At 73.4% G+C, this 11,219-nt stretch carries 9 protein-coding genes; 1 reads left to right on the forward strand and 8 read right to left on the reverse strand.

What is annotated here, in order from left to right:
* The 6 genes from CCN42_RS16035 to CCN42_RS16060 all read right to left on the reverse strand — a co-directional run.
* A partial coding sequence (locus tag CCN42_RS16035; protein ID WP_211294717.1) for a hypothetical protein occupies positions 1 to 523 on the reverse strand: 523 nt, incomplete at its 3' end.
* A gap of 139 nt (positions 524 to 662) precedes the next feature.
* Positions 663 to 1,460 (reverse strand): type III pantothenate kinase, encoded by a 798-nt coding sequence (locus CCN42_RS16040; protein ID WP_086736398.1) that lies wholly within the window; start codon positions 1,458 to 1,460, stop codon positions 663 to 665.
* Between the two features lie 18 nt (positions 1,461 to 1,478).
* On the reverse strand, positions 1,479 to 2,456 hold the full coding sequence (nadC, locus tag CCN42_RS16045) for a carboxylating nicotinate-nucleotide diphosphorylase (RefSeq protein ID WP_086736400.1): 978 nt from the start codon (positions 2,454 to 2,456) through the stop codon (positions 1,479 to 1,481).
* Positions 2,457 to 2,461: 5 nt separating this feature from the next.
* Complete coding sequence (locus CCN42_RS16050) at positions 2,462 to 4,192, reverse strand: L-aspartate oxidase (protein ID WP_086736402.1); 1,731 nt, start codon at positions 4,190 to 4,192, stop codon at positions 2,462 to 2,464.
* Positions 4,189 to 5,109: a pantoate--beta-alanine ligase gene (panC, locus tag CCN42_RS16055; protein ID WP_422641169.1), complete on the reverse strand. Its 921-nt coding sequence runs from the start codon at positions 5,107 to 5,109 to the stop codon at positions 4,189 to 4,191. The genes CCN42_RS16050 and panC overlap by 4 nt, the downstream gene beginning before the upstream one ends.
* 86 nt (positions 5,110 to 5,195) lie before the next feature.
* A complete protein-coding gene (locus CCN42_RS16060; RefSeq protein WP_086736405.1) occupies positions 5,196 to 6,128 on the reverse strand; it encodes a Rossmann-like and DUF2520 domain-containing protein in 933 nt (310 codons plus the stop codon).
* 181 nt (positions 6,129 to 6,309) lie between these two features.
* Here CCN42_RS16060 and CCN42_RS16065 point away from each other — a divergent pair, with 181 nt between their 5' ends.
* Complete coding sequence (locus CCN42_RS16065) at positions 6,310 to 7,500, forward strand: threonine aldolase family protein (RefSeq protein WP_245877304.1); 1,191 nt, start codon at positions 6,310 to 6,312, stop codon at positions 7,498 to 7,500.
* A gap of 132 nt (positions 7,501 to 7,632) precedes the next feature.
* Here the strand turns inward: CCN42_RS16065 and CCN42_RS16070 are convergent, their stop codons facing one another.
* The gene (locus tag CCN42_RS16070) at positions 7,633 to 10,257 is read right to left on the reverse strand and encodes an RICIN domain-containing protein (protein ID WP_086736409.1); all 2,625 of its coding nucleotides are present in this window, start codon (positions 10,255 to 10,257) and stop codon (positions 7,633 to 7,635) included.
* Between the two features lie 299 nt (positions 10,258 to 10,556).
* Positions 10,557 to 11,219: expansin EXLX1 family cellulose-binding protein (locus CCN42_RS16075; protein ID WP_245877305.1), on the reverse strand; the 663-nt coding region annotated here is incomplete at its 5' end.

The following is an 11,219-nucleotide window of genomic DNA, read 5'->3' on the forward strand; positions in this document are numbered from 1 at the left end:
GGGCGGGCTTCTGCGCGGGCTGTTTCTCGGGCTGCCGGGCGGGCCGGTCGGCGGCGCTCCCGTCGGTGCGGCGGCCTCCGGGGAGGGCGAGCAGGCGGGTGCGGGACGCCGGGAGCAGCGGGTTGGGGCGCGCGGCCGGGTCCGGGACGGTGTGGCGGGTCAGGCGGGCGCGGACGTCCTGCTCGGCGAGGGCCTGGCAGCGGTCGAGGAGGGCGGCGGCGACGGGGTTGCCGCGCAGGGCGCGCAGGGCGGCGAGGTCGTCGGGGGTGGGGCGGTGGCCGGCGCTCAGGGCCTCCTCCAGGAGGGTGACGTAGCCGGCGGCGGTGCCGGGGAGGGCTGCGCGGTAGCGGGCGAGGTCGGCCACGAGGAAGGCCCGCAGACGGGCTCCCTCGGCCATCGCCTCGTCGAGGGTGTCGGCGAGGCGGAGGCAGTCCTGGACGTCCTCGGCCGAGGGCCGGCCGGGCTGGAGGGCGAGGGCGAGGGCGCGGCGGAGCACACGCAGCTCCTCCACACCGAACGCCATGCCGCCGCGGGATCCGTAGGGCGTGGGCATGCGGCGACGATACGCGCTAATCAGACAAACTTCGCACGGAACGTCGGTGTGGCGCGGGGAGCCACCCGTATGCGCAGGTCGTACAGGGGGCTCCCGGTGCGACGCCGGCTCACATGCGGGACACGTTCCGCTCGTACACCATCCGCAGGCCGATCAGCGTCAGCCACGGCTCGTGCTCGTCGATCACCGAGGACTCGCCCAGCACCATGGGCGCCAGGCCGCCGGTCGCGATGACGGTCACGTCGTCGGGGTCGTCGGCCAGTTCACGGGCCATGCGGTTGACGACGCCGTCCACCTGTCCGGCGAAGCCGTAGACGATGCCCGCCTGCATCGCCTCGACGGTGTTCTTGCCGATGACGCTGCGCGGCCGGGCGACCTCGATCTTGCGGAGCTGGGCGCCCTTCACGCCGAGCGCCTCGACGGAGATCTCGATGCCGGGCGCGATGACCCCGCCGACGTACTCCCCGCGCGCGGACACCGCGTCGAACGTCGTCGCCGTACCGAAGTCGACGACGATCGCGGGTCCGCCGTACAGCTCGACCGCGGCGACCGCGTTGATGATGCGGTCCGCGCCGACCTCCTTGGGGTTGTCGGTGAGGATCGGCACGCCCGTCTTGACGCCGGGTTCGACGAGGACGGCCGGGACGTCGCCGTAGTAGCGGCGGGTGACCTCGCGCAGCTCGTGCAGGACGGAGGGGACCGTCGCGCAGATCGCGATGCCGTCGATGCCGTCGCCCAGTTCGTCGCCGAGCAGCGGGTGCATGCCCATCAGGCCCTGGAGCAGCACCGCCATCTCGTCCGCGGTGCGGCGGGCGTCGGTGGAGATGCGCCAGTGTTCGACGATGTCCTCGCCGTCGAACAGGCCGAGCACGGTGTGCGTGTTGCCTACGTCGATGGTCAGCAGCATGGCCGGTCCCCCCGTCTCCTACTCCGCCGCTCGCAGGTCCAGGCCGATGTCGAGGATCGGCGAGGAGTGGGTGAGGGCACCCACCGCGAGGTAGTCGACGCCGGTGTCCGCGTACGCCTTGGCGTTGCCCAGGGTGAGCCGGCCGGAGGCCTCGAGGGCGGCGCGCCCGTCGACGATGGCCACCGCCTCCTCGCACTCGCCCGGCGTGAAGTTGTCCAGCAGGATCAGGTCGGCGCCCGCGTCGACGACCTCGCGCAGCTGGTGCAGGGTGTCGACCTCGACCTCGATGGGGACGTCGGGGAAGCGTTCGCGCACGGCACGGAAGGCCTGGGCGACGCCGCCCGCGGCGACCACGTGGTTGTCCTTGACGAGGGCGGCGTCGGACAGCGACATGCGGTGGTTCACGCCGCCGCCGCAGCGGACCGCGAACTTCTCCAGCGACCGCAGGCCGGGGGTGGTTTTACGGGTGTCACGCACGCGTGCCTTCGTACCCTCCAGAACGTCCGCCCACGCGCGCGTGGCGGTGGCGATGCCGGACAGGCGGCACAGGAGGTTGAGCGCGCTGCGTTCGGCGGTGAGCAGGTCGCGGGTGCGGGTGGTGATCGAGAGCAGCTTCTGGCCCTCCGTCACGCGGTCGCCGTCCTCGACGTGGCGCTCCACCTCGAACTCGTCCTCGCAGACGATCGACATGACGGCCTCGGCGACGCGCAGACCCGCCACCACGCCCGCCTCGCGGGCGACGAAGTCGGCGGTGGCGACCGCGTCCTCGGGGATGGTCGCGACGGTCGTCACGTCGACGCCGCCCGCCAGGTCCTCCTGGATGGCGACGTTGGCGATGTCCTCGATCTCGACGGGGTCGAGTCCGGCGTCGGCGAGGAGCTGGGCGAGCGCGGGGTCGAGGCCGCACTCCAGGTAGGCCTCGTCGGTGTCCGCGCCGCAGGCGCAGCCGTCGCCGCAGCCGCCGTTCTGGGCGAGGGGAAGGTCGGGGGTGCTCACTGCTCTCACTGCTCCTGGGGACGGTGCGCCGGGGGGTTCGGCCGGGTCGGGGGAAAGTCTGCGGTGTCCGTGGTGCGTACGGCGAGGCTGCGGTCCGGATTGAGCCGTACGACGATGTGGCGGCGCCACGCGGTGTCGTCGCGGTCGGCGTGGTCCTCGCGCCAGTGGCAGCCGCGGGTCTCCTCGCGCAGCCGGGCGGCGGCGACCAGGACGCGGGCCACGCACAGCAGGTTGGTGGCCTCCCAGGTGTCGACGCCGGGCTCGGCGGTCTTGCCGTTCTCGGTGAGCGCGTCGCGGGCCTCGGAGTGCAGCCGCTGGAGCCGGTCGGCGGCCTTGGTGAGGGAGTCGGCGGAGCGCAGCACGCCCGCGCCCTCGGTCATGATCCGCTGGATGGTGAAGCGGGCCTCGGCCGGCTGGAGGGGGTGCGCGGGGACCTCCGGGCAGGGGGCCGGTTCGGGAACGCTCGCGCGGAGGCCGCTGTCCGCGTGGGCCGCGGCGATGTCGGCGGCGATGCGCTCGGCGTAGACCAGCCCTTCGAGGAGGCTGTTGGAGGCGAGGCGGTTGGCGCCGTGGACACCGGTGCAGGCGACCTCACCGCACGCGTAGAGGCCGGGCACGGTGGTACGGCCGTGCGGGTCGGTGCGCACGCCGCCGGAGGCGTAGTGGGCGGCCGGGGCGACCGGGATGGGCTCGCGCACCGGGTCGATGCCGTGGGCGCGGCACGCGGCGAGGATGGTCGGGAAGCGGTGCTCCCACATCTCGGCGCCGAAGTGCCGGGCGTCGAGGAACATGTGCTCGGCGCCCTGCTCCTGCATGCGGCGCATGATGCCCTTGGCGACGATGTCGCGCGGGGCGAGTTCGCCCAGCTCGTGCTGCCCCACCATGAAGCGCACCCCGTCGGCGTCGACCAGGTGGGCGCCCTCGCCGCGGACCGCCTCGGAGACCAGCGGCTGCTGGCCCTCCGCCTCCGGGCCGAGGAACAGCACGGTCGGGTGGAACTGGACGAACTCCAGGTCGCTGACCTCGGCGCCCGCGCGCAGCGCGAGGGCCACGCCGTCGCCGGTGGAGACCGACGGGTTGGTGGTGGCGGAGAAGACCTGGCCCATGCCGCCGGTGGCGAGGACCACGGCGGGGGCGTGCACGGCGCCCACGCCGTCGTGCTGGCCCTCCCCCATGACGTGCAGGGTGACGCCCGCCGTGCGGCCGTCGGCGTCCGTGAGGAGGTCGAGGACGAGGGCGTTCTCGACGGTGCGCATCCCGCGCGCGCGGACCGCCTCGACCAGCGCGCGGGAGATCTCCGCGCCGGTCGCGTCGCCGCCCGCGTGGGCGATACGGCGGCGGTGGTGGCCGCCCTCGCGGGTGAGCGCGAGGCCGCCTTCGTCGGACTCGTCGAACTGGGCGCCGGTCTCGATGAGCCGCCGTACGGCGTCGGGGCCCTCGGTGACGAGGATCCGCACCGCCTGCTCGTCGCACAGGCCCGCGCCCGCGACCAGGGTGTCGTCGAGGTGCTGTTCGGGGCTGTCGCCCTCGCCGAGGGCCGCGGCGATGCCGCCCTGGGCCCAGCGGGTGGAGCCGTCGTCGAGGCGGGCCTTGGTGACGACGACGGTGTGCAGACCGGCGGCCTCGCAGCGCAGGGCGGCGGTCAGGCCGGCCACGCCGGAGCCGACGACCACCACGTCCGCGTCGATGGACCAGCCCGGAGCGGGCGCGTGCAGTCGTATGCCTGTGCTGGTCACGAGGCGGCTCCGAAGGTGAGGGTGATGTTGTCGATCAGCCGGGTCGCGCCGACCCGGGCCGCGACGGCGAGGACCGCCTCACCGGTGAAGTCGTCGCCGACCTCGGTGAAGTCGGACGGGTCGACCAGGGCGAGGTAGTCCAGGGCGAGCGGCGGGTCGAGGCGGGCGGCCTCGTCGAGGACCAGCCGGGCCGCCGCGCGGACCTCGGCCGGGCCGCCGGGGACGGCCTTGGCGACGGCGTGTGCGTCGGCCGCCGCGCGGGACTCCCCTATCGCGCTCAACGCCTCGGCACGCGCGCGCGTGGAGGGCACTTCGAGGGCTCGCGCGCGCAGCGCCTCCAGCGCGACGTGCCGGTCCTGGGCGGCGAACAGCGCGCGGGACAGCGCGAGGGCGGTGCGCCGCTCCTGGGGGGAGAGGTAGCGGTTGCGGCTGGACAGGGCGAGGCCGTCCTCCTCGCGGACGGTCGGTACGCCGACGATCTCGACGGGGAAGTTCAGGTCCCGCACCATGCGCCGGATCAGGGCGAGCTGCTGGGCGTCCTTCTGCCCGAAGAACGCGACGTCGGGGCGGGTGAGGTGGAGCAGCTTGGCGACGACGGTGAGCATGCCGTCGAAGTGGCCGGGCCGCGAGGCACCCTCCAGGCGCTCCCCCATGGCTCCCGCGCGGAAGGTGATCTCGGGCCTGCCGTCCGGGTACATCTCGTCGGCGGACGGCGCGAACACGATGTCGGCGCCCGCCTGCTCGGCGGTCTTCAGGTCGGCGTCCAGGGTGCGCGGATAGCGGTCCAGGTCCTCGCCCGCGCCGAACTGGAGCGGGTTCACGAAGACGGTGACCACCACGTAGCCCTTGCGGCCGACGTGTTCCCGCGCGGTGCGGATCAGGGTGGCGTGGCCTTCGTGCAGCGCGCCCATGGTCATCACGACGGCGGTGCGGCCGGGCACCGAGAAGTGCTCCAGGACGTATCCGAGGTCGTCCAGAGTGGGGACGAGTTCGAAGTCGCGGCTCATTGGTCTCCCCCGTTCTCGGGCAGCGCGGCGCCGTCGGCGAGCACGCCCAGCAGGTCTTCGGCGAGTTCCGGCTTCAGCAGACCGTGGGCGAGCGCCCGGTCGGCGGTCGCGCGGGCCATCGCCAGATAGCCGGCGACGGTCTGCGGGGCGTGGGCGCGCAGCTCCGCGATGTGCGCGGCGACGGTGCCCGCGTCCCCGCGCGCGACGGGCCCGGTCAGGGCGGCGTCACCGGAGCGCAGGGCGTTGTCGAGGGCGGCGCCGAGCAGCGGGCCGAGCATCCGGTCGGGGGCTGCGACACCGGCCGTGCGCAGCAGTTCCATGGACTGGGCGACCAGGGTGACGAGGTGGTTGGCGCCGAGGGCGAGGGCCGCGTGGTAGAGCGGCCGGCCGGCCTCGGCGATCCACTCCGGCTCGCCGCCCATCTCGATGACCAGGGCCTCCGCGGCGAGGCGCAGTTCGTCCGGGGCGGTGACGCCGAACGAGCAGCCGGCGAGCCGCTGCACGTCCACGGGGGTGCCGGTGAAGGTCATCGCCGGGTGCAGGGCCAGCGGCAGGGCGCCCGCGCGCAGGGCGGGGTCCAGGACCTTCGCGCCGTACCGCCCGGAGGTGTGCACGAGGAGCTGGCCGGGCCGCACGGCGCCGGTCTCGGCGAGGCCGGTGACGAGGCCGGGCAGGGTGTCGTCGGGGACGGTCAGCAGCACCAGGTCGGCGCGTTCCAGCACCTCGGCGGGCGGGACCACGGGTACGTCGGGCAGCAGCAGCGCGGCGCGCCTGCGGGAGGCGTCGGAGACCGCCGAGACGGCGACGGGGCGGTGTCCGGCGAGCTGGAGGGACGCGGCGAGGGCGGGGCCCACGCGGCCGGCGCCGACGACGCCGACGGTGAGCCGCGCGGGGCGGTCCCGGGGATCTGGCTGTTGGCTTGTACTCACGCGACGGCGGCCTTCCCGTTCCAGTCCGCTCTGGGTACCGGACGATTTCTCGTCATGTTAACGCGATCGGTTCGAGGGGCGTTCGGTTGTCCACAGGCTGTGGGTTTCTGTCCGAGGTTCCCCTTCGGGCTGCGCGAAATCGGGCTGCCCACGCGGGCCGCCGCAGGCGATGATCGCGGACATGAGCGATATGGCCGAACAGAGCGCACCGGAGCCGTTGTCGGACGACGAGCGGCGCAAGCAGCGCCGGGAGCGGCGCATCAGCGCGTCTCGGAGCGCGCAGCGCATTCTCGCGCGCCCCAGTTTTCAGCTCACGCTCAGGGAGCGGCTGGCACTGCTGGAGACGGCGTCCGAGCTGTACGACCTGGACGAACGGGCCGACATGTACGGCGACGGCGTCGTGGAGGCCCTGGAGGAGAAGGTCGCCGGGCTGCTCGGCACCGAGGCCGCCGCGTTCTTCCCGACCGGCACGATGGCCCAGCAGGTGGCCCTGCGCTGCTGGGCCGGCCGCACCGGGAACCCGGTCGTCGCCCTGCACCCGCTCGCTCACCCGGAGGTGCACGAGCGACATGCGTTCAGCCAGGTCAGCGGGTTGCGTCCGGTCCATGTGACGAGCGAGCCGCGGCTGCCGACCGCCGACGAGGTGCGGGACCTCCCGGAGCCGTTCGGCGCCCTGATGCTGGAGCTGCCCCTCCGGGACGCCGGGTTCGCGCTGCCGTCCTGGGAGGAGCTGACCGAGGTCGTGGAGGCGGCGCGCGAGCGCGAGGCGGTGGTGCACTTCGACGGCGCGCGCCTGTGGGAGTCGACGGTCCACTTCGGCCGCCCCCTCAGCGAGATCGCGGGCCTGGCGGACAGCGTGTACGTGTCGTTCTACAAGTCGCTCGACGGTTACGGCGGCGCGGCGCTGGCCGGCCCGAAGACCCTGGTGGAGGAGGCGAAGGTCTGGCGGCACCGCTACGGCGGCACGGTGTTCCAGCAGTTCCCCACGGTCCTGTCGGCGCTCGCCGGGCTGGAGCGGGAGCTGCCCCGGCTGCCGGAGTACGTGCGGCACGCGCGCGTGGTGGCCGCCGCGCTCCGGGAGGGCTTCGCGGCGGCCGGGCTGCCGTGGGCGCGCGTCCACCCCGAGGTGCCGCACACCCACGAGTTCCAGGTGTGGCTGCCGTACGACGTCGATGTCGTCACCGAGGCCGCGGTCCGCACGGCCGAGGAGACCGGGACGGTCCTCTTCGCGAACCCCTGGGACGCCAAGGGACCCGGCCTCGCGATGACGGAGGTGTACGTCCGGGCGGCCGGCCTGGAGTGGACGGCGGAGGACGTACGCGCCGCGGTCGCGGAGTTCGCGGCGCGGCTGGCCGGGGCCGTCGGACCTTGACGCTGCGGGGTCGCCCCGGGCGTCGCCCGGACGGCCCGGCGCCGCCCGCGGCTCGTGCGGACCGGGACGAGGCCCCTCGGCCATGGCGGGGCCGCGGGCGGTTGTGCCTGCGGCCCCGCTCGGGCGCTGGGGTCAGGACGGGTCGCCGTACTGGAGGCCGCGTCCGTTGGTGCCGACGTAGACGCGCCCGTAGGTGTCGGGGTCGCCGGTGATGACGCCGACACCGCCGATGCTGCCCCACTGGTGGGCGTCGTCGTTGACGCGGAGCCAGGTGGCGCCCTTGTCGGTGGAGCGGAAGACGCCGGTGACGTCGTCGACGGTCCCGATCAGGTACAGGGCCTGGTAGCCGGCGCCCGGCGCGGCCTTGCCGAAGCCGAGGGCGGAGGCGGACCTCACCGTCTTGAGCGTGGTGAAGGTGCGGCCGCCGTCGGTGGAGTGCAGCAGCCCCTCGCCACCGCCGGCGATCCACAGGTCTCCGGCGATGCCGGGGACGGCCGTGAGTTCGCCGCCGGGCAGACCGGTGGCGCGGGCGGTGAAGGTCGCGCCGCCGTCGGTGCTGGCGTAGAGGGTGCCGTCGGCCAGCGAGTAGAAGGTGCCGGCCGAGGAGCGGTCGGCGACGGCCACGGCGCCGGTGCCCAGACCGCTGACCTTCGACCAGCTCGCCCCCTTGTCGGTCGAGCGGTACGGGGCCTGGCCGGCCTGGGTCCAGAGGATGGTGGAGCCGTCCGCCGCGAGCGCGACACGGCCGTCCTGGGCGCCGGCCACCGGCTCTGACGTGAAGCCTCTCCAACTGACGCCGCCGTCGGTGGAGTAGGCACCGTCCTGCGCACCGCCACGGCCGACACGGACCATCGTCGAGGGGTGGGCCTGAGCGAAATCGATGTCGGTGCTGTTGGTCATCATCGGGTTGTTCAGCCGCCCGGCGGGCACCTTGGTCAGGTCGTCGTGGCGGAAGCCGCCCTGGTCCCCCATGGCCGTGACGACGGTGGCACCGCCGGGCGGGGCGATCACGTCCAGCAGCGCGGTCTCCTCCAGCCCGCGGGCCCCCACGCTCCAGTGGCTCGTGCCGCCGCTGTCGGTCGCGTCGGCGTCCTTGCTACGCCAGATGCCGTTGCCGGTGCCGTACAGCACGTGCCCGGAGTCGAAGGGGTCGATGGCCAGGGCGGTCATCCAATGCCCGGTGTGGGTGCCGATGTACGGAGCGGCCGAGGCGTTCCGCACCGATTTCCCGGCCAGTGCCTGCCATGTCGTGCCGCCGTCGGTGCTGCGGTAGATCTCGTCCTCGGGCCACCAGCGGCCGAGAGTGGTGACCATCACCGTGGACGGCTTGCGCGGGTCGACGGCCAGACCGGAGAACCCGTAGCCGCCCTGGGACGGGGAGACGTTCTTCCACGCCCCGCCGACCGGTGTGTACTTCCACACCGAGCCCGCCGTGACGCCGTTGGGTCCGAGATTGTCGGTGTACGTCAGGTACAGCGAGCCGTCACCGGAGAACACGCCGTGCTGCGGCACATGGCCGGTGGGCTGCCCGGGGACAGCCTGCCACGTGCTGCCGCCGTCGGTGGAGCGGTACAGGGAGGTGGACTTGTCGGCGACGCCGGCATAGACCGTCCCGCTGCCGGCCGGGCCGTACGTCACGAAGGCGATGCCCGCCCCGCTGCTCGCCCCGTCCTTGACGGGGAACGAGGCGACCTGACTCCACGTCACACCGTGGTCGGTGCTGCGCCACAGGCCGTTCCTGCGGGTGCCCAGCAGCAGGGTGCCGTTGTCCGCGGGGTTGATCGCCAGCCGCTCGCCCGCCCCGCGGCCGTGCTCGTTGGCGCCCAGCTTGAAAGGCAGAGCGGTGCGCTGGAAGGTGCGGCCCCGGTCCGTGGAGCGCAGGAGCTCGGCATTGCCCGCCCAGCCGTTGGTGTAGGTGCCCGCCGCGAGGTAGAGCCGGTCGGGGTCGACGGGGTCGGTGGCCAGCGAATCGATGCCCAGCAGGTTCCAGTCCTTCTCGCCGACCCAGTCGGTCAGCGGGATCCACTGCTCGGCCGCGGCGTCCCAGCGGTAGGCACCGCCCATGTCGGTGCGCGCGTACAGCAGACCCTTCTCGCGCGGGTTGAACACCAGCCCGGTGACGTAACCGCCGCCCACCACCTGGGCGTTGTTCCACACGTACGGTCCGGCCGCGGCCGCCTGTGTCCGGGCCGCCTTCACCAGCTTCCACTGCTGGTTGGCGCTGCCCCTGCCGTGATACTGGATGACCGCCGCGCCGTCGGCCCTGGACGCTCCGGAGACGTCCAGGACGCGGCCGCTCCTGCGGGAGGTGAAGGTGACGGCGCCGGAACCGCTCACCTCGTCGATGCGCCACTCCTGGGAGGTGGAGGAGCTGTCGGTCTGCTGCTCGGCGGCGGCCTTCTCGGCGGTCGAATCGCCCGCTATGCCCAGCACTTTGCCGCTGTTGCGGTTCACCAGCTCGTAGTAGCCGTCCCCGGTGGGTCTCAGCCTCCACTGCTGGTTGGCGGTGTTCTGGTCGGTCCACTGCTGGATACGGGTGCCGTCGGCGGTGGAGAAGCCGTCGACGTCCAGCACCTTCCCGCTGTGCACGGAGACCAGCCGGTAGTAGGCCTCGGCGTCGACCGTCGCGGCCTGCGAGTCCTCCTGCACGGACAGCAGGTACGGCACGACGAGGGCGGGCGCGCCGAGCAGCAGGCCGGTCGCGGTCCATCGCCGGCGGTGACGACCGCGGCGCCCGCCGTTCGCGGGGTTCTTCATGGGGGGTGTTCTCCTTGCGTGCGGCGCAACAGACGAGAGGCGGATCCAGGCTCATGAATGGCCGGATCCGGCTCCTTGTCGTCACAGGCTCCGCAAAGGGTTGCCACAGGCCGGAAACTTTCGCTCGGCTCAACTGGGCTGTCCAGCGCCACCGACCGCTTGCCGTCGGCTCGTGCGGACGGGCGTGAGGGCGGCGGGCACGGCTGAGGGCGGCGGACGCGACGCTTCCCGCCATGCCCGCAGCGGGCTGCCGCCCCTCGAGTGTCCTCCGTGGCGAGGTGGCAGGGTGGTCGGACAGATCAGTGCCGTGCGAACTGGACCCGTGTCGGTTGCACAACCTCCGGCCGCAGAGCGATCCCGTCGATGGTCAGCCGTTCTCCGTAGATGTCGGTGACCCTGATGGCGCCGCCACACCCGCTGCCGTCGGGGGAGAGGAAGTAGTTGTACTCGGTGCGGTCCAGTCGGCGCCAGCCGCCGCTGGTGCGGACTTCCAGTCGCGCGAGCGGGTTGCGGTGGCCGAGGGCCTGGATGCCGCACCAGTAGGGGCTGGATCCGGTCTTGTAGCGGATCGATATCGTGCCCGCGGTCTCGGGGCTCAACAGGCTCCAGGTGATCGCGATCCGGCCGGTCGCCACGGGGGCCAGTTCGGCGAAGGCCTGCTCGCTGAGGTCGAGCTGGCCGGGTGCACAGGGCAGGGGGCACTCGTTGGTGATCCGGACCGTGACCGAGGCGCCGTTCGCCCCGCGGACGAGCACGTGCGCCCCACAGGCTTGGGACGTCTCGTAGTCGGTGGTATTCATCGCCGCGATCATCATGTCGTCGCTCGGGCCGTAGGAGCAGGCGCCGTCCCCGACTCCGGCCTCGTAGACAGTGGCGACACCCTGATAGGTAGTCCCGGGCCGGATCCGCCCGGCAAGGGATGACGTGGCAGCGGCCCTCTGCGGGGGGACCGATGACGGGGC

The sequence above is a fragment of the Streptomyces glaucescens genome, from assembly GCF_002154375.1.
GTDB classification, from domain to species: domain Bacteria; phylum Actinomycetota; class Actinomycetes; order Streptomycetales; family Streptomycetaceae; genus Streptomyces; species Streptomyces glaucescens.